The sequence below is a fragment of the Caenibius sp. WL genome (assembly GCF_019803445.1).
Lineage (GTDB): Bacteria > Pseudomonadota > Alphaproteobacteria > Sphingomonadales > Sphingomonadaceae > Caenibius.
Window position 1 is genome coordinate 587,929 of record NZ_CP081844.1, and the last position, 22,774, is coordinate 610,702.

The window sequence follows — 22,774 nt, forward strand, 5'->3', positions numbered from 1 at the left end:
CAGTCCATCCCGGTTTAGGCGTTGCGGCGCGGCGCACGGCGGGCTAGCCGGGCAAGGCCGCAAGGCGAAGCAGTGCGGGCGTGGCGGAATGGTAGACGCCGGGGACTTAAAATCCCCTGTCCTTTGGACGTGCGGGTTCGAGTCCCGCCGCCCGCACCAGGGTTCGCCGGGGCAGGAGGCTTCCGGGCGAAGGACACGACGATGAGCGCAAACACGGCACAATCGGCATCGGCAGCCTACGATGGCCTGCGGGCCCTGTTCGGCGACCGGTTCAGCACCGCTGCGGCCGTGCGCGAACATCATGGCCGCGCGGAAACCTTCTTTCCCGCGATGCTGCCCGATGCGGTGATCTTCCCCCATTCGACGGAGGAAGTCGCCGCCGCCGTCAGGCATTGCGCGGCGCATGCCATCCCCATTGTTCCCTATGGTGTCGGCACTTCGCTCGAAGGCAATTTTCTTGCCGCGCAGGGCGGGGTGTGCGTCGATCTGTCGCAAATGCAGCGGCTGCTGCGGGTGAGCGAGGAAGATCTCGATTGTACCGTCGAAGCAGGTGTCACGCGCAAGCAGCTTAACGAGGAACTGCGCCATACCGGGCTGTTCTTCCCCATCGATCCCGGCGCGGATGCGACGCTGGGCGGCATGGCGGCCACCCGCGCATCGGGCACCAATGCGGTGCGGTACGGCACGATGCGGCAGAACGTGCTGGGGCTGACGGTGGTGCTGCCCGATGGGCGGATCATCCGCACTGGCAGCCGCGCCCGCAAGTCCGCCGCCGGATATGATCTCAGCGGCCTGTTCATCGGCTCGGAAGGGACGCTCGGCATTATCACCGAAGTGACTCTGCGCCTCTATGGTCAGCCTGAAGCGATTTCTTCGGGGGTGTGCGAATTCGCCACTTTGCGCGGGGCGGTGGATACGGTGATCCAGACGATCCAGATGGGCATTCCCGTCGCCCGGATCGAACTGGTGGACGAATTGCAAATTCGCGCGGTCAATCGCTATTCGAAAACCGATCTGGCCGAATGCCCGACCTTGTTCCTCGAATTCCACGGTACTCCGGCCGGGGTCGCTGAACAGTCGACCCAGTTCGGGGAGATCGCCGCGGCGCATGGCGGGGGCGGGTTCCGCTGGACCACCAATACGGAGGAACGCACCGCCCTGTGGGATGCGCGGCACAAGGCCTATTATGCCGATCTCGCGCTCAAACCGGGCGGCACGGCGCTTTCCACCGATGTCTGCGTGCCGATTTCCAGCCTGTGCGATTGCATCACGGAAACCCGCGCGGCGGTGGACGCAAGCGGGATTATCGGCCCCATCGTGGGCCATGTCGGGGATGGCAATTTTCATGTCGTGATGGTGTTCGATCCCGATTCGGCGGATGAAGTGGCGCGGGCCAAGGCGCTGTCCGAACGGATTGTCGAACTGGCGCTGGCCCATGGCGGCACATGTACCGGCGAACACGGCATCGGGATCGGCAAGAAAGGTTATCTCATCGCGGAACATGGCGAAGATGCGGTGGATCTGATGCGGGCGATCAAGCGGGCGATCGATCCGGCAGGGATCATGAATCCCGGCAAGATCTTCGATCTCTGACTGGAAGAGCGCAAGGCAGCGCCCTTTCGTACCGCCTGTCGAGCGTGGCTCCGGCAAAATAGCGCAAACTCGTCCCCGGCGGATTCCATGGGGGTGGTTTAGGGAGCTGTTAACCCCGCCAGAGCCATAAGCAGGGCTGGAATGGACGGCTCGCGGCAGCTCGGCGTCCGTATGACGGAGTAGCGATGTGAGCGTGACAGGAGCGCCAGACAGCGGGGCCACCGCCGGCGAAAGGCTGGCGATGGACAGTCGCCGCGATCCGCGTTTCACGCTCCTGTTCCGGGCCGCGAAGCTGGTGGCGCCCAGCGGCGAATACCTGTGCATCCTGCGCGATGCCTCGGTCAGCGGCGTTCGTGCGCAATTGTTTCATGCCTTGCCGCCCCATCAACATTTCGTGCTGGAGATGCCCAACGGCGATCGCCATGCCATCGAAGCGGTGTGGGAACACGATGGCTATGCCGGGTTCCGGTTCGCCCAGCCGATCGATCTGGCGCGGCTGATCGGTGATTCGGGACCTTATCCCAAGCGCCCGGTGCGCCTCGCGGTCGATGTCCCGGTGACGGTTGCAGGCCTGGGCGAACCAGCATCGGCGATGATCCGCAATTTTTCGCAGCATGGCATGCGGATTGATTGCACGGCGCGTTTCGCGATTGACCAGCGGGTGCGGATCGCTTCGGAATTGCTGCCCGAACTTAACGGGCGCGTGCGCTGGCGCAAGGACAACGCCTATGGTCTGGTGCTCGACCGGACGTTCCGGTTCGAGGAGCTGGCCCAACTCGTCTGGGCGCTGCATACGATTGGCGGCGCGGAGGCCGAAGGCCGCCCCGCGCAGAACGGCGAACAGATCACCTGATTTTCGCCCGGATGCTCAGGGCCCGGAGGGGCGTGCCCGCCAGCGGGCCAGCGCGGCCCACGGCCTGACGCGCGACCCACCCGATTTCATCACCCGGCGGCGGAACAGCGTGGCCCCGCCGCGGACAAGCATCGCCACGACCAGCATCTGCCACACCAGCGCCAGCACATGCGGCCACACATGCGGATCGCGCGCGGCCCGGGCGATCATGGCGAAAGGCGAACTGAACGGGAAAACCATGGCCGCCAGTTCCGCCCAGCCGCCCGGCTGGGACAGCGCATAAGTGGCGAAGAAGAACACCATGAGCTGCATCATGGTGACGGGCATGGAAAGCGTCTGCACATCGCGCACCGTGCTGGCGAGAGCGCCCACGGTGAGGAAAATCGAGCCGAGCAGCAGGTAGGCCATGGCGAAATAGGCGGTTCCCAGCGCAAAGAACAGTGGCCAGCCCACCGCGGGCCCCGGCAGAATGAGCAGAGCCTTGCCCGCCAGTACGGCCAGACCCAGCCCGGCGGCGCCCCAGATTGCAATGGCGACCAGCGACACCGCCAGCATGGCGAACAGCTTGCCCAGGAATACCGCGTCTATCGGGATGGCGGCGGCGAGAATCTCGATGATCTTGTTGCTCTTTTCCTCCACCAGATTGGACAGAACCATGCCCGCCAGCAGCATGGTGAGCATGAACATCAGCGTTTGCGCCGCCTGTGCCGTGCGAATGCGGCCGTTGGCTTCACGGGCCGTGCTGGTGCTGACCGAGGTCAGCGCAACCGCAGGGAACAGGGGCTTGCCGTTATGTGCGGCCTGCGCGGCGATGATCGCCACAGGCCCTTTCCAGTCTTCGATGGCTTCTGCCGGTCCGGTCAGCACCGGGGCTTGCACCGTTCCGCTGACGATGGCTGTCCAGCGTGTGCCGGGGCGCGCCAGTTCCGCCTGCGGATCGCGCACCGGGCGGTCGAGCGGGACGATGGTGGGCAGGATGCTGCCCAGCCGGGGCACGACCGCTTCATGCGCGGCGATAAAGGCCTCGCGGTCGGGCGATGCCATGGCGATGGCGATCACCGGACGCCCGGTTTCGGCCAGACTGCCGCCGAGAGCCCCGGCCGTGGCGATCACCGCCACCGGGAACAGTGGGCCGAGCAGAAAGAAGAAGAATGCGCGGCTGAACAGCACCGCCACGAAATCGCGCCGGGCGATGACCAGTGCAGCCTGAAACAATGACAGACGGGCGGCGGTCACGAAGAGATATCCTCTGCCTGTTCGCTGTCGAGCGCGCGAGCGGCGGCCTCCCCCGCGATGGCGACGAAGGCATCGTGCAGGCCCGCCCGCTCGATCGAGAGCGAAAGAATGCCCGCCTCGCTCGCGATAAGCTGGCGCAGCAGCGGTTCGATCCCATCGGGGGGCAGGGCGAAATGCCACACGGTGCTGCCCCCCGGTGCCACTTCCTGCTGCGCCCCCTGGGGAAGGGCTTGCCGCCACGGGCCATCGGGCACGCGCGTTTCCAGCCGCACTTGCGGCGGAATGCGGTCGCGCGCGACATCGACGGCCCCGGCGAAAGGCACTTTGCCCCCGGCGATGATGGCGATCCGTTCGCACAGCCGTTCGGCATGGGCGATGACATGCGTGGAAAAGATCACTGTGGTGCCGTCTTCGGCCAGCGTGCGTATCATCCGCTCCAGCTTGCCCTGATTGAGCGCGTCGAGACCCGAAAACGGTTCGTCGAACACCACCAGCCGGGGCCGATGCACCAGCGACCCCAGCAATTGCACGGTTTGCGCCATGCCCTTGGACAGGTGGCGGATCTGCTTGTCGGCCGCATGGCCCAGACCGTGGCGATCCAGCAATTCGTGGCCGCGCCTGCGCCCTTCCTTCAGCGGCAGCCCGCGCAGCGCGCCCATGAAAGCGATCGCTTCCACCGCTTTCATCGTTGGATACAGCCCGCGTTCTTCCGGCAGATACCCGATCAGCCGGGCGATTTCATGTGGCCGGTCATGGCCGAACAAGCGCCGCACCCCGGCATCCGGATCGATAATCCCCAGCAGCATTCGCAGTGTCGTGGTCTTGCCCGCGCCGTTTGGGCCGAGAATACCGTAGATCGCGCCTTCGGGCACCGAAATGTCGATCCCGTCGACCGCCAGCGTCTCGCCGAAGCGCTTGACCAGTCCGCGCGCCTCTATTGCCAGGGGGGCTTGCGTATTGCCGCGGGAAACCTGTTCGCCTAGCTCCATCTTCATGCTTGTCCCATATCGCCGGGGAATGAAAAGAGGGCATAGGAAGTTTGGTTAACACTGCGGCCATTGCCGACCTCAAGCGCCGTTTCATCGCCGAGGCGGAGCGGGAAGGGTTCGTTGCCGTCGGCTTCGCTCCGGCGGTGGACGATCCCGTGCGCGGGGAACGGCTCGATGCGTGGCTGGCGGCGGGTTTCCATGGCGAAATGGCATGGATGGCGGACCGTGCCGATGTGCGGCGCGGCCCCGAAGCGATGTGGCCCGAAGCGCGCAGCGTGATCGCGCTGGGCATGAGCTATGCCCCGGCGAGCGATCCGATGGCTCTGGCCGCCGCGCCGGACCGGGCGCGCATTTCGGTTTATGCGCAGGGGGCCGATTATCACGATGTGATGAAGAAGGCGCTCAAGCGGCTGGCGCGCTGGCTGGTGGCCGAAGGGGTGAAAGCCGGGCTGGGTGAGGCTCGGCTAAAGCTGTTCGTCGACACCGCGCCGGTGATGGAAAAGCCGTTGGCCGCACAGGCCGGGCTGGGCTGGCAGGGCAAGCACACCAATCTGGTCAGCCGCACGCACGGGAGCTGGCTGTTCCTGGGGGCGATTTACAGCGAAATCCCCTTTCCGCCCGACGCGCCGCATACCGATCGCTGCGGTTCGTGCGACGCCTGCCAGCAGGCCTGCCCGACGGAGGCTTTCGTGGGGCCCTACCGGCTCGATGCGCGGCGCTGCATCAGCTATCTGACTATCGAACTGAAAGGACCGATTCCGGAGGAGTTCCGCAAGGCGATCGGCAACCATATTTATGGCTGCGACGATTGTCTGGCGGCCTGCCCATGGAACAAGTTCGCCGCCAGCGCGGCGCGCAACCGGGCATTCCTGCCGCGTGCCGAACTGGTGGCCCCACGCCTAGCCGAATTGCTGGCGCTGGACGACGCGGGGTTCCGCGCGCTGTTTTCCGGATCCCCGATCAAGCGGATCGGGCGCGACCGGTTCGTGCGCAACTGCCTGATCGCGGCGGGTAACAGCGGCGATCAGGCGCTGAGCGCACCGGTGCGCGCCTTGCTGGACGATGCAGACCCGGTGGTGGCCGAAGCCGCCCGCTGGGCGCTGGATCAGCTTACACCATGTCCTTGAGCGGAGTGGCCGCATCGGCCAGCAGATCGGGGGCGATGGCCGCGCCCGCTTCCACCAGCTTGCGGCCCTGGACGTAGTCCTTCATCGCGTTGACGCAATCGAGAGCGATGATCTTGCCGCCTTTAAGATAGACGACCGAGAAACTGCGGGTGGCCGGATCGCCGCGCAGCACCGTCTGGTCATGCCCGATGGACAGGCCCGCCGTCTGCAGCTTGAGATCGAACTGGTTGGACCAGAACCACGGCAGCGCGTGATAAGGTTGCGCATCGCCCATGATATGCTTGGCCGCGGTGTTGGCCATGTCATTGGCGTTCTGGACCGATTCGAGGCGGATCACCGCGTTGCCCGCAAAAGCGTTGGCATGGGCCGCGCAGTCGCCGATGGCATAGATATCGGGCAGGGACGTGCGGCAGAATTCGTCCACATCCACGCCGTTGGCGCCCGCCGCGCCCGCCGTGATCAGTGGGGCGACAGCCGGAACGATGCCGATGCCCACCACCACCATGTCGGCCGGGATGACTTCGCCGCTGGCGAGCCTGGCCCCGGTAACACGGCCATCCTTGCCTTCGAGGCTGTCCAGCGCGACTTCGAGCCGCAGGTCGACGCCCTTGGCGAGGTGTTCGTTCTGGTAGAATTCGGACAGTTGTTCGCCCGCCACGCGCGCCAGCACGCGCGGCAGCGCCTCGAGCAGAGTGACATGGCAGCCCAGCTTGGTCAGCACGGCGGCCGCTTCCAGGCCGATATAGCCGCCACCGATGACGACGATGTTCTTCGCGCCGCCATCCAGTTCGGCCATCATGCGATCGACATCGGCGCGGTCGCGCACCCCGTGGACCCCGGCCAGATCGCCGCCCGGCAGCGGCAATCGGCGCGGATCGCCGCCTGCGGCCCAGATCAGCTTGCCGTATTCGACGGTGCCGCCATCGGCCAGCGTCAGCGTGTGCGCGGCGGGATCGACCGCGGTGACCGTTGCGCCGAGGCGCAAATCCACACCCTTGTCCGCCCAGAACTGCGGCGGGCGGATGTAGATGCGTTCGAATTCCTTGTCGCGGGCGAGATATTCCTTGGACAGGGGCGGGCGTTCATAAGGCGGCTCGCTGTCGCGCCCGATCATCAGAATCGAGCCTTCGAATTTGTTCTGCCTGAGCGCGATGGCGGCCTGTGCCCCGCCATGACCCGCGCCAACGATCACGATATCTGCCTTGTCCATGGCAGGTGAGTTGGCGGAAATGGCCGCGCCGTCAAGCCCCGATGCAGCGTGTGTCCCGATCAATCAGGCGGAAAGTGCATCCCAGGTCAATTTTATCCCATGCCGGCGGGCGGCGGGATCGAACGTGGCGCCCGAAATGATCAGTTCGTCCACCTGCGTCCGGTCGAGGAAACGGCCCACCGCCGCGCGCACGGTGGCCGGGCTGCCCACGGCCGCGGCCTGCCCGACATGGGCCAGCATTGCCTGTGCCTGCATCGGCAGGCTTTCGCGGTAATCGGGGATCGGCGGCAGGATCTTGCCCGGCTGGCCGGTGCGCAGGGCGACATACATCTGTTCCTGCGAACTGGCCAGAATCTGCGCCTCGCGGTCGGTTTCGGCGGTGAACACGGTCATTCCCGCCATGACATGCGGCTTGTCCCACCGTTCGGACGGCTGGAACCGTTCGCGATAGAGCGTCAGCGCTGCATCGAGATGATCCGGCGCGAAATGGCTGGCGAAGGCATAGGGCATGCCCAGTTGCGCGGCGAGTTGTGCGCCGTAGAGGCTGGAGCCGAGCATCCACATCTCGATCCCGCTGGCCCCCCAGCCCGGATTGGGCTTGAGCGCAACTTCTGCCTGCCCATCGAAATAGATGCGCAGGTCCATCACGTCTTGCGGGAAATATTCGGCCGCCTGCCCGATGTTCTTGCGCATGGCGTTGGCGATTCGCCCGTCCGCCCCGGGCGCGCGGCCCAGGCCGAGATCGATTCGCCCGGGAAACAGCGCATCCAGCGTGCCGAACTGTTCGGCGATCACGAACGGATTGTGATTGGGCAGCATGATCCCGCCCGAACCGATGCGGATGGTCGTGGTGGCATGGCCGATATGCGCCAGCACGACCGAGGTCGCCGCCCCGCCGATCCCATCCATCGCGTGATGTTCGGCGATCCAGAACCGGGCATAGCCCGCATCTTCCGCCGCTTTTGCCAGTTCGGCGCTGGCCAGCATCGCATCGCGCGGCGTGCTGCCTTCGCTGACCGGCACGGTGTCGAGTACGGAAATGGGGATCATGGCGTGTCCAGTTGGGCGATATAGGATTGGGCGGTCTGCGCTTCGGGGCTGGATGGATCGGCATCGATCACCGATTTCCAGCTTTTGCGCGCAGCCTGTTCGTTGCCGGACAGCATGGCGATCACGCCCGCTTCCAGCCCGATTTCGAGATCGACCGGGCGCAGTTCGGCGGCCTTTTCGATGTAGCCTTGCGCCGCGGGCAGGCGGTTTTCGCGCCGGGCGAGCGTGGCCGACAACAGCCAGGCTTCGGCATTGTTGGGCACATTCTTGCGCGCGATGGCCAGCGCTTCGCCGGTTTCCGGCAGGCGGCCGAGATTGGCCAGTGCGCGGGCCCGATCCACTTCGATTCCGCCGGTCAGCGTGGCATCGCCCGCGCTGGCGGCATCGGCGCGCGCCAGATCGAGCGCGGTCAGCGCGGCGTCGTAGCGTTCGTCGACCATGGCGGCGTTACCCGCCATTGCCGCAAGGCGCGCCCGTTGCAGGGTTTCGCCGGGCGCCAGCGCTTCGCGGGCCTGGAGGAAAGCATATTCCGCTTCGTCCCAACTGCCGGACTGCCCCAGCGCCGCGCCGAGGCACTGATAGGGAAATGCCTTGGCCGCGCCCTTGCTGGCAGAAAGCCAGTCGCCCGCCTGCTTGATCGCTTCGGCAGGCTTGGTCTGTGCCAGATGGAGGCAGGTCTGCAATTCGTCGGGCGTGCCGGGTGGCATCGCGGCGGGCGGCGTTTCCGCCGGTTGTTTTTTCGGCTGGCGGGCAACCGGGCGGTCCGAAGGCGGCAGGCCGGAGACATCGGGCGGAGTCAGCGCCACGGGGCTGGCATGGACGAACAGGGGGAGAAGCAGGGAGGCGATCATGGGTGGGGCATTCCGGGCAGGGCCGCGACAGTCCGCAGGATCAGGTCGATATCGGAATCGCGGGAAAAGCGGTGTTCGCCATCCTTGACCAGCACGACCTGCACATCGGGTGAACGCAATGCGCTTGCCGTGCGCAGGGCGATTTCCCACGGCACATCGCCATCGCACTGGCCATGGAGCAGCCGCACCGGGCATGCAACCGGGATAGCGGTGTCCAACTGGCGCAGGCGTTGCCCATCCTGCCAGAATCCGGGGTGTGTTGGCGTGGGATCGGGACCGTAGGGATTGTCTTCATAGACGGTTTGTCCGGCGGCAAGCCGCGCCTTGTCCGCCTCGCTGGTGCCCCATTCGGTGAAATCGGGTGCGGCGGCGATGCCGACAAGGCCCGCCAGCCGCCCACCCAGTTCGCGCCCGACCAGCAGCATTAGCCACCCGCCCATGGAGGAGCCGACCAGGACCACCGGCGCCGTATTGCCAAGGGTAAGCGCGATCAGCGCCAGCACTTCGCCGCGCCAGCGCGAAAGCGTGCCGTCGGCGAAATCGCCGCTGCTTTCACCGCAGCCCGAATAGTCGAGCAGCAGGCAGGCCTGCCCGCGCTCGCGCGCCCAGTCGAACAGCGCGGTCGCCTTGCCGCCTGCCATGTCGGACATGTAGCCGGGCAGGAACACCAGCGCCGGGCCGCTGCCCGGGGTGAAGCGATAGGCGAGGCGGCACCCGTCTGGCAGGGCATGAAATTGCGTGTCGGTCATTGTCTGCCATCATGGGGATGGCCCGCGCGGCAGGCAAGGCCCACCCTCTCAGGCCGTGCGTGACTCCGCCCTTTGCGCCTGCTAGAGCGCCGTGCATGGCGCATAGACGCGATACAGGCGGCACGACGACTACCTCCACTCTGTGGGGGCGGTTGCGCGCGGCCTGAGCAGCGCGGCGGCCGCCCCGGTCCGGGCGGCAAAGCGTCGGCTTCCCGAATCGGCTTCCTTCCGGCGACGCGAACTCTTCCGGTGCGCGGCGGCTTGTGCCATGGCGCGCCACACAGCGAATTGAGACGAGTGCGATGAGCGAACTTCTGAAGATCAGCCTGCCCGATGGTTCCGTGCGCGAAATGCCGCAGGGTTCGACTCCCGCCGATGTCGCCGCCGCGATCGGGCCGGGCCTTGCCAAGGCCGCTCTTGCCGCGCGGATCGATGGCGAACTGGTCGATCTTTCCCGCCCTTTCGCGGGCGATGCGCAACTGGCGCTGGTGACGAGCCGGGACGAGGCCGACGCGCTGGAACTGGCGCGGCACGATTATGCCCACGTTCTGGCCGAAGCGGTGCAGGCACTGTTCCCCGGCACGCAGATCACGTTCGGCCCGGCGACGGATGACGGATTCTATTACGATTTCGCGCCGAAAGATCGCCCTTTCACCGACGAAGACCTGCCTGCCATCGAAGCGAAAATGCGTGAGATCATCGCCGCCGACAAGCCGCTGACACGCGAAGTGGTGGCGCGCGATGCGCTGATCGCCCAGTGGCAGGCGGCGGGCGAAACGTTCAAGGCCGAATGGGCCGCCGAACTTCCCGCGGGCGAGGAGTTGACGGTCTATCATTCGGGTGGCGACTGGTACGACATGTGCCGCGGCCCGCACCTGCCCTCCACCGGCAAGCTCGATCCCAGGGCGTTCAAGCTCACCCGCGTATCGGGCGCCTATTGGCGCGGCGATCAGAAGAATGCCATGCTCAGCCGCATCTACGGCACCGGCTGGCTCAACAAGAAGCAGCTCGACGAACACCTCCACCGGCTGGAGGAAGCGGCCAAGCGCGATCATCGCAAGCTCGGCACGGAAATGGACCTGTTTCATCTCCAGCAGGAAGCGCACGGCAGCGTGTTCTGGCATCCCAAGGGCTACGTGATCTGGCGCGAACTGGAAGCCTACATGCGCCGGGCGATCGACGGCGCGGGCTACAAGGAGGTCAAGACCCCGCAGGTGATGGACGCGCGCCAGTGGGAACAATCGGGCCACTGGGGCAAATACCGCGAAAACATGTTCGTGATCCCCGACGAAGTGCCCAATGTCGAGGATGAAGGGCCGATCATCTCGGGCGATGCCGAATGGATGGCGCTGAAGCCGATGAACTGCCCGGCGCACGTGTTGATCTTCCGCCAGGGCATCAAGTCCTATCGCGATCTGCCGCTGCGCATTTATGAGAATGGCTGCTGCCACCGCAACGAACCGCACGGCGCGCTGCACGGGCTGATGCGCGTGCGCCAGTTCACGCAGGACGATGCGCATATCTTCTGCCGCGAAGACCAGATCGTGGCCGAAGTGCAGGCGTTCTGCGAACTGGCCGACCGGATCTACAAGCATTTCGGCTTCACATATTCGATCAAGCTGGCGCTGCGCCCTGAAAAGCGCTTCGGCACCGAGGCAATGTGGGATCAGGCGGAAACCGAACTGCGCGATGCCGTGGTGCGCGCGGGGCTGGCGACGGCGGAATACGGCTGGGAAGAACTGCCCGGCGAAGGCGCGTTCTATGCGCCCAAGCTGGAATGGCACCTGACCGACGCCATCGGCCGCACCTGGCAGGTCGGCACGATCCAGTCGGACCGCGTGCTGCCCGAACGGCTCGATGCCTCGTACGTGGCCGAGGACGGCGAACGCCATCGCCCGGTCATGCTGCACCGCGCGATCTTTGGCTCCTACGAACGGTTCATCGGCATTCTGATCGAACATTTCGCGGGCAAGCTGCCGGTGTGGCTGGCTCCGGTGCAGGCGGTGGTGGCGACTATCGTTTCCGATGCGGACGATTACGCGAAGGACGCCGTGGCCAAGCTGCGCGCGGCGGGCATCCGCGTCGAATCCGATCTGCGCAACGAAAAGATCAACTACAAGGTGCGCGAACACTCGGTGGCGAAAGTCCCGCATCTGCTGGTGGTCGGCAAGCGCGAGGCTGAGGAAGGCACCGTTGCGATGCGCACGCTGGGTGAGCAGCACCAGAAAGTGATGAGCCTCGACGAAGCCATTGCCCTGCTGAAGGCGGAAGCGACCCCGCCCGATTTGCGATGATCATCCGGCGGGGAACCGCCGCCGATCGGCCGCGCGCGCTGCAAATCTGGCGCGATGCGGTGGATGCGACGCACGGTTTCCTGACGCCGCAAGACCGCGCGGAAATCGACGGCATGGTGCAGCAATTCTTCGCCGAGGCGGAGCTATGGCTGGTCGATGGCGAAGATGGCCGCGCGGCGGGCTTTCTCATCATGGATGGGGATATGATCGATGCGCTGTTCGTCGATCCGGCGGTCCATGGACGCGGCTATGGCACGGCGCTGTTGAACCATGCGCTGACTCTGGCGCCCGAAGCATTGGTGGATGCCAGCGAGCAGGCGACCAATGCCCTGCCGTTCTACGAAGCGCGCGGTTTCGTGCGGATCGGCCGTTCGGAAACCGATCCGCAGGGTCGGCCCTATCCGCTGATCCACCTGCGTTATACGGGTTAAAAGGCAGCGCAGCCCATTGATCGGTTCGTGTGACGGCAAGCACCACGGTGCGCAGTAGCAGGTGACTGCTTCGTCATTCCCGCGAAAGCGGGAATCCATTTGCAGCGGCGGAACTGGCTTCCCGCTTTCGCGGGAATGACGAAAGTCATTTGTTCCAGTGGGTTAAACGTCAACTCGGTTCAGCATGACGGGAAAAGAGGCGCTTTACAACTCGCCATGATGCGGATCATCAGCCCGTAGCGCTTGGCATCTGCTGGCTGGCGCAGTGAAAACCACCGCCGCCCGCCAGCACCGCATCGCCGGGCAGGCCGATCACGTCGCGATCGGGGAACAGCGCGGCAATCGCGGCCACGCCATCGGCATCATGGGGCGAGCCGAACGTGGGCACGACGACCAGGCGGGTGGTGATCGTGAAATTCATGTAGCTCGCCGGCTCGACGCGGCCATCCGTTTCGATCCGGCCGGGTGACGGCACATCGCGCACCGTAACCCCGAAAGCCTGCGCCCGCGCGCGGGCATCGGCGTAGATCGCGGCATTGGGATCGTCCGCCCCGGTCGCCACGGGCAGGGCCAGCGTGTTCGGCGCGACGAAGCGGGCAAGATTGTCGACATGGCCATCGGTATGGTCGTTGATCAGCCCATCGCCCAACCATAGCACGCGGGTAAAGTTCAGGTCGCGGGCCAGCCGCTCCTCGATCTCCGCGCGGGACAGGTGCGGATTGCGGTTGGGGTTCAGCAGGCACTGTTCGGTCGTGGCGACGAGGCCGGTGCCGTCACCATCGATCGCGCCGCCTTCGAGAATCCAGTCGGCCACGGTCACGTCCAGCCCGGCGTTCTGCGCCAGTTCGGCGCCGATTTCCTTATCCCCGTCCATCAGGTACTTTTCGCCCCAGCCGTTGAAGCCGAAGCGCCGCGCCACGCGCGCGCCGGCGCCGCCATGCACCACCAGCGGCCCGGTGTCGCGCAGCCAGACATCGCCATAACGCCGCCGTTCCAGCGTGACTTTGCCGCTGACGAGACTGCGCGCACGGGCCTCGTTCGCTGCATCGCGCACCAGCAGGCGGACCTCTTGCCCGCTTTCGGCCACGGCGCTGGCGAAAGCGGCGATCTGTTCCTGCGCACCGGGCAGCGAGGCGGGCCATTCCTGCGGATCGTGCGGGAAGCCGATCCACAGCCAATCCTGCGGCGCCCATTCGGGCGGCATGCGAAACATGATGTCGTTCATTGCGTGTCCTGTGTCAGCAACCGCCGGGCGCGCCGCAACTGGCGTCGCGAATGCGGCGGAATTCATCGTCTTTGTTCCAGTTGGGCCATTCGCGCGCCTGCGCCAGCATGCGCCCCGCCAGATAGTTGAGCTGAAGGTCCTGCGCCACCCCGCGCCAGTCCCAGCCGGGATCGTATTCGTCGCCCGGCGCGTGATAGCGCTTTTCGGTGTAGTCCCTGGCGAAAGCCGCCCCGGCCGCGCGCCCGCCGTGGAGCAGGTTTTCCCCGCCATCGAAATAGAGCATCGGCACCCCGCGCCGGGCGAAGCTGAAATGGTCGGAACGGTAGTAGAAGCCGCTTTCGGGGGCGCGGTCGGGGCTGGCCGTGCGCCCTTCCCTTTTCAGTGCGGCGGCGAGATAGGCGTCGAGCCGCGATTTGCCTTGCCCGATCACGGTGACATCGTGCGCCGGGCCGGCCAGCGAAAGCGCATCCATATTGATCCCGCCTGCCGTGCGCGCCAGCGGGAATACCGGGTGCGCGGCATAGTATTCCGATCCCAGCAGGCCCTGCTCTTCTGCCGTCAGCGCGATGAACGCCACGCTGCGCGCGGGCGGGCCGGCCTTGGTGAACGCTTCGGCCAGCGCCACCAGCGCCGCGGTGCCGGTGGCATTGTCGATCGCGCCGTTGCAGATATCGTCGCCGCTTTGGCTGGCCGGGCAGCGGCCCAGATGATCCCAGTGCGCGGTGTAAAGCACGTATTCGCCCGGCCGTTCGGCGCCGGGCAGCAGGCCGATGACATTCTTCGAGGCATAGCGGCGCACCGCGTTGTCGAAGCCGGTCGTCGCGGTCAGCCCCAGCGGCACCGCTTTGAAACCGGGCCGCGTGGCGGCGGCGCTCAGCATGGCGAAATCCTGCCCGGCAGCCGCGAAAATGGCGCGGGCGGCCTCGTTCTGGACCCAGCCGTTGACCAGCGTTTCGCCCTTGGCGCCGTCATCGCGCACGGCATGGGATTGCGGGCCGGACCAGCCCGCCTGAACCACGTTCCAGCCATAGGCAGCAGGCTTGGTGTCGTGCACGATCAGCGCGGCCGCTGCGCCCTGCCGCGCCGCTTCCTCGAACTTGTAGGTCCAGCGGCCGTAATAGGTCATCGCCCTGCCGTTGAAGAGCCCCCTGGTATCCTTGCGCGCGTGATCGGGATCGTTGACCAGGATCACCGCGGTCTTGCCGCGCATGTCGATCCCGGCATAATCGTTCCACCCCTTTTCCGGGGCATTGATGCCATAGCCGACGAAAACCAGTTCGCTCTGCCGCAGATCGATGCGCTTTTGCGGGCGATAGCTGACTCCGACCCAGTCGGTCCCGAAATCATAACGCAGCGGCTCCGCTTCCTCCGGCGGCTTGCGCGGATCGGCAATGATCAGCGGATCGTAGGCAGAGGCGGTGATCTCGATCAGCGGCACGTCCTGAAACCAGCTTCCGCGATTGCCGGGTTTGAGCCCGGCGGCGGCAAACCGCTCGACCAGATAGGCCAGCGTCTTCCGTTCTCCCGCCGTGCCCGGCGCGCGCCCTTCGAACGCGTCGGAGGAAAGCGTCCGCGTCACCTCCTGCATGGTGGCGATGGCGATGTCGCCCCGTTCGACCATCGGCAGCGGCGGGCCCGCCGTGCGCGGAGTATCCGCCGTGGCGGCGCAGGCGGCCAGCCCCAGCGCGGTGAGCATGACGATCAGCAATCGGGTCATCGGGCGGGCGTTCCTTGCGCGGGGTTCGCGCTGTAGTGACAGAGGCTCGCGCCGCCGACAAGCGCCGCCCTCTTGCTCTTGCGCGCGCCGTGGGGCAGGCGGTGCAGATGAGCGCAGACAGGGACGCAGATTGGCAGGGGGCGATAGCGCGGGCACGGGCGTATTCCCCGTTCCTCACGCTGGGACTGGATCGGCAGCCGGAACTTGCGGCCCTGCTCGCCGCCGGGCAGGTGGAGGAGGCGCTGGCCTATACCGCGCAGGCGGGCAGCGGCGCAGACGATCCGGCGGTGGCCCTGCGGCTGGAGCGCTGGGCGCTCGCCACGGCGCTCGGCATCGGCGATCTTGCGGGGAGCTTCTCGCTCACTGACGTGATGGCGCGGTTGTCGGGCTTTGCCGACCGCGCGCTCGATGTGGCGATTGCGGCGGCGATTCGCGAACGCGCGCCTGATAGCGATCCGGCGGGGTTCTTCGCCATTGCGCTGGGCAAGCATGGCGCGGGCGAACTCAATTACAGTTCCGATATCGACCCGATCCTGATCTACGATCCCGAAGCGCTGCCCCGGCGGGAACGGGACGAACCCGGCGAAGCGGCGCAGCGCGTGGCGCGCCGCGTGGTCGAAATGCTCTCGCACATGACGGCGGATGGCTATGTCTTCCGGGTCGATCTGCGGCTGCGCCCGGCTTCCGAAGTCTCGCCGCTGGCGATTTCGCTCGGTGCGGCGCTGACGCATTACGAATCCTCCGCGCTGGCGTGGGAACGCGCGGCGTTCATCCGCGCCCGTTCGGCCGCCGGGGACGTGCCGATGGGGGAGGATTTCCTCGCCGCCATTCGCCCGTTCGTCTGGCGCAAGAGCCTCGATTTCGGGGCGATTGAAGAGATCGGGCGGCTGATCGGGCGGATTCGCGGACATTATGGCGGGCCGACAGTGCCCGGCCCCGGCTTCGATCTGAAGCGCGGGCGCGGCGGCATTCGCGAAGTCGAATTCTTCGCCCAGACGCACCAGTTGATCCACGGCGGGCGGCGCCCTTCACTGCGCCAGCGCGGCACGCGGGCGACGCTGGATGCGCTGGCGGCGGAAGGGATTATCGCGGCCGAGGATGCGCGCCTGCTGGGCGAAAGCTACGATCGGCTGCGCGTGGTCGAACACCGGTTGCAGATGGTGTCCGATCATCAGGTGCACAATTTGCCCAAGGATGCGGCGGCCATCGACGGCGTGGCGCGGCTGGACGGATTGCCCGATGGCGCGGCGCTTCTGGCGGAACTGGCCGACATCACCGACACGGTCGGGCGGCGATTCGATGCCCTGCTCGAACAGACGGGGCAGAGCGCGGTGGTGGGCGGCGCCGCACCGGTTGCCGAAGGCGCGCCGCCTGCGCTCGCCGGGCAGCTTGGCCATCTGGGCTTCGCCAATCCGGAAGAGGTTGCGGAACGGGTGCTGGGCTGGACCGACGGGCGCATCCGCGCCCTGCGCAGCGATGCCGCGCGCGCGGCCTTCGCCGCGATCGAACCGGCTCTGCTGGCCGCGCTGGCATCCGCCCCCGATCCCGAAGCGGCCTTGCTGCGTTGGGAAACCTTTCTGGTTAAATTACCCACAGGTGTGAACCTGTTTCGCCTTCTGGAGGCGCGGCCGGGGCTGTTCGAACAGGTCGTCAGCATTCTCACGCTGGCTCCGCCCTTGGCTGAGGAACTCGTCCGGCGTCCCGATCTGCTCGATGCGCTGATCGACACCACCGCGCTCGATCTGCCCGGAACGGTGGCGGAACTGGCGGAGCGGATGGCCCGCTGCGACGATGGCGGCGATTATCAGGCGCGGCTGGATCGGGTGCGCCGGGTGGTCGGCGAAGTGCGCTTTGCCCTAGGCGTGCAACTGATCGAAGCGGCGCACGATCCACTGGAAATCGCCGAGGCGCTGGCGCGCACGGCGGAGGCGGCGCTGCATGTCTGCGCGGATGCCGCGTGCGAGGAATTCGCCGCGACGCACGGGCGGGTGTCCGGCTCCAGCCTGCTGGTGATGGGGCTGGGCCGGTTCGGCGGGGGGGCGCTGACGCATGCTTCCGATCTCGATATCGTTTATCTGTTCACCGACGGGGCCGGCGGTGAATCCGATGGCCGCCGCCCGCTGGGGGCGACTCTCTATTTCAACCGGCTGGCCCAGCGCGTCAGCGCCGCGCTCAGCGTGCCGACGGCGGAAGGGGCGCTCTACGAAGTCGACACGCGCCTGCGGCCGCAGGGCGCGCAGGGGCCGCTGGCCGTCAGCCTCGAAAGCTTCGCCCGCTATCAGCGGGAAGACGCCTGGACCTGGGAACACATGGCGCTGGCCCGCGCTCGCCCGCTCTATGGTTCCGACGCAGGCAAAGCGCAGCTTTCGGAAATCGTCCGCAGCGTGCTGGCCCGGGATCGCGACCCGGCCAAGCTGAAACACGATGTGCTGACCATGCGCAGCGAAATGGCGGCGCACAAGCAGCCGAAAGGCGCGCTTGACGCCAAGCTGGCGCGCGGTGGGCTGGTCGATGTGGAATTTCTGATCCACTATCTGCAACTGCGCGATCATCTGGGTTTTTCGCCCGATCTGTTCGGCGCGCGCGATGCCCTGATCGCGGCGAGGCTGCTTCCGCCCGAACTGGCGGAGGCGCACCGGTTCATGACCCGGCTGCTGATCAGTTCGCGGCTGCTGGCCCCGGACGCCGCGATGCCCCCGCCCGCCGCCGCTGCGGCGCTTGCGCGCAATTGCGGCTGCGGCGATGAAGCGGAATTGCTGACCCGACTGACCGAGGCGCGCCGCTGTGTGGCGGGCGCCTGGCACGATACTTTTGGCGAGACACTGGAGATTGACGATGCATAACCGCCCCGATGTTGGCGATGGGATGCCCGACGTGGCGCTGGAAAAACCCGCAGGCGGCACGGTGAAACCGTCCGATTTCCGGGGGCAGCCGCTGGTGGTGTTCTTCTATCCCAAGGACGATACGCCCGGTTGCACCACCGAGAACAAGGATTTCAGCGAACTGGCGGGCGATTTCGCCAAGACCGGTGTCGCGCTGTTGGGGGTGAGCAAGGACCTGCCCGCCAAGCATCAGAAATTCATCGCCAAGCACGGTCTGGCGGCCCCGCTGGCCTCCGATTCGGTAGAAAATGGCCTGGCCGATGCGCTGGGCATCTGGGTCGAAAAGAACATGTACGGACGCACCTACATGGGCATGGAACGGACAACCTATCTGCTCGATGGCGAAGGCCGGATCGCGCGCGTCTGGCGCAAAGTGAAAGTCAAAGGCCACGCCGCCGAAGTGCTGGAAGCGGCCAAGGCGTTGTAATCCGTATTCAGGCCGGTTGCATGCCCGGTTCCGTTGCCGCCGCGATCCGTTCGGCGCTGCTCACCGCCGATCCCTGTCGCAAGGTCATGGCCGCGCGGGCGGTGGCGCGCGACTGGCGGCTGGGGCGGCTGGAATGGGCGTTCGACGCGGCCATGCCCGATGTCCCGGCGCGGCCCGAACGGCCGGAACTGCTCTCGCCGGGCCGCATGCCCAAACGCCGCAAGGGCGGATCGGAACGGGGGCGGATCGCCCTGTGGCACGCGCTCGCCCATATCGAATTCGTCGCTATCGACCTCGCGCTCGACATGGCGGGGCGGTTCGGCGGGGAAATGGGGCAGGCGTTCGTCGGCGATTTTCTCGCGGTCGCGGCGGACGAGGCGATGCATTTCGCCATTCTGCAACGCCATTTGCGCAGGTTCGGCAGCACATATGGCGCGCTGCCCGCGCACGATGGCCTGTGGGAAGCCGCGTACGAAACGCGGCACGATGTCGCCGCGCGCCTTGCCGTGGTGCCGATGGTGCTCGAAGCGCGGGGGCTGGATGTCACCCCGGCCACGCTTGCACGGGTTCAGGCGGCGGGCGATCTGGCGGGTACGCGGATCCTGCAACGAATCCTTGACGATGAAATTCGTCACGTCCGGATCGGAACAACTCATTTCGTCGCGCATTGTCAGAACGAGGGCAAAACAGCGGAAATCCGCTGGAAAGAACTCGTGAATCAGTACTTTCGGGGCCGCGTTAAGCCACCGTTCAACGACTCGGCGCGCCTCGCAGCCGGTTTGTCGCGGGAATTCTACGGCGCCATTGCCTGTCCTTAATCTTTACCCTTAGAACCGCTGGAAGAGACGGCGGGAGGGATACCGAACGTTCTCTGAAATGGCATGAGGGCCCGTGTTCGGGTTCGAATACGGGATAATTGCGGCATCGTAACGGTGCCGGAAAAAGAGGACGTTGCGTCAAATATGGTTCGCCAGGTCGCAAAGAAGCTCGCTTCCGCCCTTACGATTCTTGGCGGTGGATTGATGATGATGGCCGCGATGCCGGCCCATGCATCGGATGAAGCCGCCGTCAACGATGGCGACACCCAGTTCCGCCAGCTTTTCGCAAGCTGGAAAGATCTGGACTCCGCCGCTCCCGGCAACCGTCAGCCCGCCGTTGCCGTCCCCTCGCGCATGCCGGTCGATGGCGTGCGGCTGAGCAGCGAATACGGCATGCGCACGCACCCCGTGCTGGGCGGCCGCCGCGCGCACAAGGGTGTCGATCTTGCAGGCCCCACCGGTACGCCGGTCTATGCCACCGCCGATGGCACCGTTTCCATGGCGCAGTGGTTCAGCAGCTACGGCAACTATATCCAGCTCGAACACGGCGCTGGCCTGGAAACCCGCTACGGCCACCTTTCGGGCTACACCGTGAAAGCGGGCCAGAAAGTCCGCAAGGGCGATCTGATCGGCTATATCGGTTCGACCGGCCGTTCCACCGGCCCGCATCTGCACTACGAAGTCCGCGTGGCGGGCGTTGCGGTCAACCCGATCCCCTACATGGTCGAAACCACCGCCCAGCAGGCTTTTGCTCTCGCTCGCGGGGAAGGTGGCAAGGGCGGCCCCGAATAAGCCTTTCCAGCAATTTGCACCACACGCGGCCCGGGTTGATCCCGGGCCTTGTCGTTTGTGGGTGGCGTTGTTTTGCCGGTGCAGGCGGATAGGAACAGGGGGCTGGAGCAGTCCCCGTTCGGCCTGAGCCCGTCGAAGGCCGAACGCAGCGGGTAGCCTGTTGCCCTAGTCGCCCTTGCAGTGCGCATCAGGCTGAGCGCGCGGGCGGTTTCTGCACGGGGGCTCGGTTTGCCCCGCGATCGGGTAGCGGTGTTATTCGCGCAACAGCCGCTGCGCCATGGCGCGCACGTCTGTGCCCATATCCTCCCGTTCGAGCGCCAGCGCCAGGGTCGCTTCGACGAAGCCGAGTTTGCTGCCGCAATCGAAGCGCCTCCCGGCAAAAGTCACCGCGTGGAACGGCTGGGTGCCGATCATCCGGGCCATGGCGTCGGTCAGCTGAATTTCGCCGCCCGCGCCCTTTTCCTGATTTTCCAGCGTGCGCATCACTTCGGGTTGCAGGATATAACGGCCCGAAATGATCTTGTTCGAAGGGGCCTGCTCAATCGGAGGTTTCTCGATCAGCCCTTTGACTTCGGTCAGCCGCCCGTCGAACCCCGGCAGGGCCGCGCCCGGGTCGATCACGCCATAGGACGACACGTCCTCGCGCGGGACTTCGAGCACGCTGATCAGATTGCCGCCGACATCGTCATAGGCATCGACCATCTGCTTCATGCAGCCGGGCGATCCGATCATCAGTTCGTCGGGCAGGAAAATGGCGAACGGTTCGTCGCCCACGATGGCGCGGGCGCACCAGATCGCGTGGCCCAGGCCCAGCGGCACCTGCTGGCGCACGGCGATGATATGGCCCGGCACGGCGTGTGTCGGCTCCAGAATGGCCAGCGCCTTTTCCCGCTCGCGCAGAGTGGCTTCGAGTTCGAAAGCGATATCGAAATGATCGATGATCGCCGTCTTGCCTCGCCCGGTGACGAAGATCATCTGTTCGATCCCCGCTTCGCGCGCTTCGTCCACCGCGTACTGGATCAGCGGCCGGTCCACGATCGGCAACATTTCCTTGGGGACGACCTTGGTCGCCGGGAGGAAGCGGGTGCCGAGGCCCGCGACCGGGAAAACAGCTTTTTTGATGGGTTTGCGTTTCGTCATGCCGTGTCCGGTTATGGAGAGACAATGGCGCAGGTCAACCGCGCACTGCCTTGCTCCGACGCGAAATCGCGCTAAACGCCATACATGGACAAGATCATCATCGAAGGCGGCAAGCGCCTGTCAGGCACGATCCCGGTTTCCGGGGCCAAGAATGCCGCTCTCACTCTGCTGCCCTGTGCGCTGCTCACCGAAGAGCCGCTGACGCTGCGCAATCTGCCGCGGCTTGCCGATATCGACGGATTCCAGCATCTGATGACGCAGTTCGGCGTGTCCACCGCCATCGCGGGCGGGCGGCCGGAAGATTTCGGCCGGGTGATGACCTTGCAGGCCACGCGGCTGACTTCCACCACCGCGCCTTACGATCTCGTGCGCAAGATGCGTGCTTCGATCCTCGTGCTCGGTCCGTTGCTGGCGCGCGGGGGCGAAGCCACGGTTTCGCTGCCGGGCGGCTGCGCCATCGGCAACCGCCCGATCGATCTGCATCTCAAGGCGCTGGAAGCGCTGGGCGCGCAGATCGAACTGGCGGCGGGCTATGTCCGGGCGATCGCGCCCGATGGCGGGTTGCCGGGCGGGCATTACAGTTTCCCGGTGGTTTCGGTCGGGGCGACGGAGAACGCGCTGATGGCCGCTGCCCTGGCGCGGGGCAAAAGCACATTCCACAATGCCGCGCGCGAGCCCGAAATCGTCGATCTGTGCCGCCTGCTGGTGGCGATGGGGGCCGAAATCGAAGGGATCGGCACATCGGAACTGACCGTGCACGGCGTCACCCGCCTGCACGGGGCGACCTATCGCGTGATGTCCGACCGGATCGAAGCAGGCAGCTATGCCTGCGCGGCGGCGATCACGGGCGGCGATATCACGCTGACCGGGGCCAATTTCGAGGAAATGGACGCGACGGTGCAGGCGCTGCGCAGCGCGGGGGTGACAGTGGAGGAAAGCGCGGGCGGCATGCGCGTCTATGCCGATGGCCCGCTGCGCCCGGTCACGTTGTCCACCGCGCCCTATCCCGGCTTCGCCACCGATATGCAGGCACAGCTCATGGCCTTGCTCTGCCGCGCCGAAGGCACCAGCGTGCTGACCGAAACGATTTTCGAAAACCGCTATATGCACGTGCCTGAACTGAACCGCATGGGCGCGCATATCGAAACATCGGGGCGCACGGCGATCGTCCACGGGGTTGAGCGGCTGACCGGCGCCGAAGTCATGGCGACCGATCTGCGCGCTTCGATGAGCCTGGTGATCGCCGGGCTTGCGGCCGAAGGGCAGACGCAGGTGCACCGCCTCTATCACCTCGATCGCGGGTATGAGCGGCTGGAGGAAAAGCTTTCGCTGCTGGGCGCCAATGTGGAGCGTGTCGGCGGCGATTGAGCCGGACCTTCCTGCGCTCTCG

General features: G+C 66.1%; 19 protein-coding genes and 1 tRNA gene. 11 read left to right on the forward strand and 9 right to left on the reverse strand.

The annotated features are described in order from the left end of the window. Nucleotides 1-74: 74 nt before the first annotated feature. The 3 genes from K5X80_RS02925 (at nucleotide 75) to K5X80_RS02935 (ending at nucleotide 2,446) form a co-directional block, all read left to right on the forward strand. Nucleotides 75-159: transfer RNA gene (locus K5X80_RS02925), tRNA-Leu, on the forward strand. Nucleotides 160-201: 42 nt separating this feature from the next. Then, on the forward strand, nucleotides 202-1,593 hold the full coding sequence (locus tag K5X80_RS02930; protein WP_222559365.1) for an FAD-binding oxidoreductase: 1,392 nt from the start codon (nucleotides 202-204) through the stop codon (nucleotides 1,591-1,593). Nucleotides 1,594-1,780: 187 nt separating this feature from the next. Next, nucleotides 1,781-2,446 carry a PilZ domain-containing protein gene (locus tag K5X80_RS02935; RefSeq protein ID WP_222559366.1) on the forward strand — a complete coding sequence of 222 codons (666 nt, stop codon included), beginning with the start codon at nucleotides 1,781-1,783 and terminating at the stop codon, nucleotides 2,444-2,446. Nucleotides 2,447-2,461: 15 nt separating this feature from the next. On the opposite strand, the gene K5X80_RS02940 is transcribed toward K5X80_RS02935, so the two are convergent. Both K5X80_RS02940 and K5X80_RS02945 read right to left on the reverse strand, forming a co-directional pair. After that, the gene (locus K5X80_RS02940; protein WP_222559367.1) at nucleotides 2,462-3,682 is read right to left on the reverse strand and encodes an ABC transporter permease; all 1,221 of its coding nucleotides are present in this window, start codon (nucleotides 3,680-3,682) and stop codon (nucleotides 2,462-2,464) included. Continuing rightward, nucleotides 3,679-4,677, reverse strand: coding sequence for an ABC transporter ATP-binding protein (locus K5X80_RS02945; protein WP_222559368.1), 999 nt, complete (start codon nucleotides 4,675-4,677; stop codon nucleotides 3,679-3,681). The genes K5X80_RS02940 and K5X80_RS02945 overlap by 4 nt, the downstream gene beginning before the upstream one ends. 44 nt (nucleotides 4,678-4,721) lie before the next feature. On the opposite strand from K5X80_RS02945, the gene queG reads away from it, so the two are divergent. Beyond that, entirely contained in the window at nucleotides 4,722-5,798 is a 1,077-nt protein-coding gene (queG, locus tag K5X80_RS02950; protein ID WP_222559369.1) for a tRNA epoxyqueuosine(34) reductase QueG, read from the forward strand. Here the strand turns inward: queG and K5X80_RS02955 are convergent. The 4 genes from K5X80_RS02955 to K5X80_RS02970 all read right to left on the reverse strand — a co-directional run bounded on the left by K5X80_RS02955 (nucleotide 5,782) and on the right by K5X80_RS02970 (nucleotide 9,658). Next, nucleotides 5,782-7,008 carry an NAD(P)/FAD-dependent oxidoreductase gene (locus tag K5X80_RS02955; RefSeq protein ID WP_222559370.1) on the reverse strand — a complete coding sequence of 409 codons (1,227 nt, stop codon included), beginning with the start codon at nucleotides 7,006-7,008 and terminating at the stop codon, nucleotides 5,782-5,784. The genes queG and K5X80_RS02955 overlap by 17 nt on opposite strands. 63 nt (nucleotides 7,009-7,071) lie before the next feature. Further along, nucleotides 7,072-8,058 carry an LLM class flavin-dependent oxidoreductase gene (locus tag K5X80_RS02960; RefSeq protein ID WP_222559371.1) on the reverse strand — a complete coding sequence of 329 codons (987 nt, stop codon included), beginning with the start codon at nucleotides 8,056-8,058 and terminating at the stop codon, nucleotides 7,072-7,074. Then, on the reverse strand, nucleotides 8,055-8,909 hold the full coding sequence (locus K5X80_RS02965; protein WP_222559372.1) for a tetratricopeptide repeat protein: 855 nt from the start codon (nucleotides 8,907-8,909) through the stop codon (nucleotides 8,055-8,057). Before K5X80_RS02965 ends, K5X80_RS02960 begins: the two co-directional genes overlap by 4 nt. Beyond that, the gene (locus K5X80_RS02970; protein ID WP_222559373.1) at nucleotides 8,906-9,658 is read right to left on the reverse strand and encodes an alpha/beta hydrolase; all 753 of its coding nucleotides are present in this window, start codon (nucleotides 9,656-9,658) and stop codon (nucleotides 8,906-8,908) included. The genes K5X80_RS02965 and K5X80_RS02970 overlap by 4 nt, the downstream gene beginning before the upstream one ends. Before the next feature lie 302 nt (nucleotides 9,659-9,960). On the opposite strand from K5X80_RS02970, the gene thrS reads away from it, so the two are divergent. Together thrS and K5X80_RS02980 are read left to right on the forward strand one after the other, a co-directional pair. Then, nucleotides 9,961-11,952, forward strand: a complete 1,992-nt coding sequence (thrS, locus tag K5X80_RS02975) for a threonine--tRNA ligase (RefSeq protein ID WP_222559374.1) — start codon at nucleotides 9,961-9,963, stop codon at nucleotides 11,950-11,952. Continuing rightward, the gene (locus K5X80_RS02980; RefSeq protein WP_222559375.1) at nucleotides 11,949-12,383 is read left to right on the forward strand and encodes an acetyltransferase; all 435 of its coding nucleotides are present in this window, start codon (nucleotides 11,949-11,951) and stop codon (nucleotides 12,381-12,383) included. The genes thrS and K5X80_RS02980 overlap by 4 nt, the downstream gene beginning before the upstream one ends. 229 nt (nucleotides 12,384-12,612) lie before the next feature. On the opposite strand, the gene K5X80_RS02985 is transcribed toward K5X80_RS02980, so the two are convergent. Together K5X80_RS02985 and K5X80_RS02990 are read right to left on the reverse strand one after the other, a co-directional pair. Beyond that, on the reverse strand, nucleotides 12,613-13,608 hold the full coding sequence (locus K5X80_RS02985; protein ID WP_222559376.1) for an agmatine deiminase family protein: 996 nt from the start codon (nucleotides 13,606-13,608) through the stop codon (nucleotides 12,613-12,615). 13 nt (nucleotides 13,609-13,621) lie between these two features. Beyond that, complete coding sequence (locus K5X80_RS02990; protein WP_222559377.1) at nucleotides 13,622-15,325, reverse strand: M28 family peptidase; 1,704 nt, start codon at nucleotides 15,323-15,325, stop codon at nucleotides 13,622-13,624. A gap of 107 nt (nucleotides 15,326-15,432) precedes the next feature. Here K5X80_RS02990 and K5X80_RS02995 point away from each other — a divergent pair, with 107 nt between their 5' ends. From K5X80_RS02995 to K5X80_RS03010, 4 genes are all read left to right on the forward strand, one after another. Continuing rightward, complete coding sequence (locus K5X80_RS02995; RefSeq protein WP_283249264.1) at nucleotides 15,433-18,168, forward strand: bifunctional [glutamine synthetase] adenylyltransferase/[glutamine synthetase]-adenylyl-L-tyrosine phosphorylase; 2,736 nt, start codon at nucleotides 15,433-15,435, stop codon at nucleotides 18,166-18,168. Further along, nucleotides 18,161-18,634, forward strand: a complete 474-nt coding sequence (locus tag K5X80_RS03000; RefSeq protein WP_222559379.1) for a peroxiredoxin — start codon at nucleotides 18,161-18,163, stop codon at nucleotides 18,632-18,634. Before K5X80_RS02995 ends, K5X80_RS03000 begins: the two co-directional genes overlap by 8 nt. Nucleotides 18,635-18,654: 20 nt before the next feature. After that, entirely contained in the window at nucleotides 18,655-19,452 is a 798-nt protein-coding gene (locus K5X80_RS03005; protein ID WP_222559380.1) for a ferritin-like domain-containing protein, read from the forward strand. 144 nt (nucleotides 19,453-19,596) lie between these two features. Then, on the forward strand, nucleotides 19,597-20,244 hold the full coding sequence (locus K5X80_RS03010) for a M23 family metallopeptidase (protein WP_222559381.1): 648 nt from the start codon (nucleotides 19,597-19,599) through the stop codon (nucleotides 20,242-20,244). Between the two features lie 252 nt (nucleotides 20,245-20,496). Here K5X80_RS03010 and K5X80_RS03015 read toward each other — a convergent pair whose 3' ends face one another. Further along, nucleotides 20,497-21,384 (reverse strand): UTP--glucose-1-phosphate uridylyltransferase, encoded by an 888-nt coding sequence (locus K5X80_RS03015; RefSeq protein ID WP_222559382.1) that lies wholly within the window; start codon nucleotides 21,382-21,384, stop codon nucleotides 20,497-20,499. An 84-nt stretch (nucleotides 21,385-21,468) separates the two neighbouring features. Between K5X80_RS03015 and murA the strand changes: the two genes are divergently transcribed. After that, nucleotides 21,469-22,752, forward strand: coding sequence for a UDP-N-acetylglucosamine 1-carboxyvinyltransferase (murA, locus tag K5X80_RS03020; protein ID WP_222559383.1), 1,284 nt, complete (start codon nucleotides 21,469-21,471; stop codon nucleotides 22,750-22,752). Nucleotides 22,753-22,774: the final 22 nt, after the last annotated feature.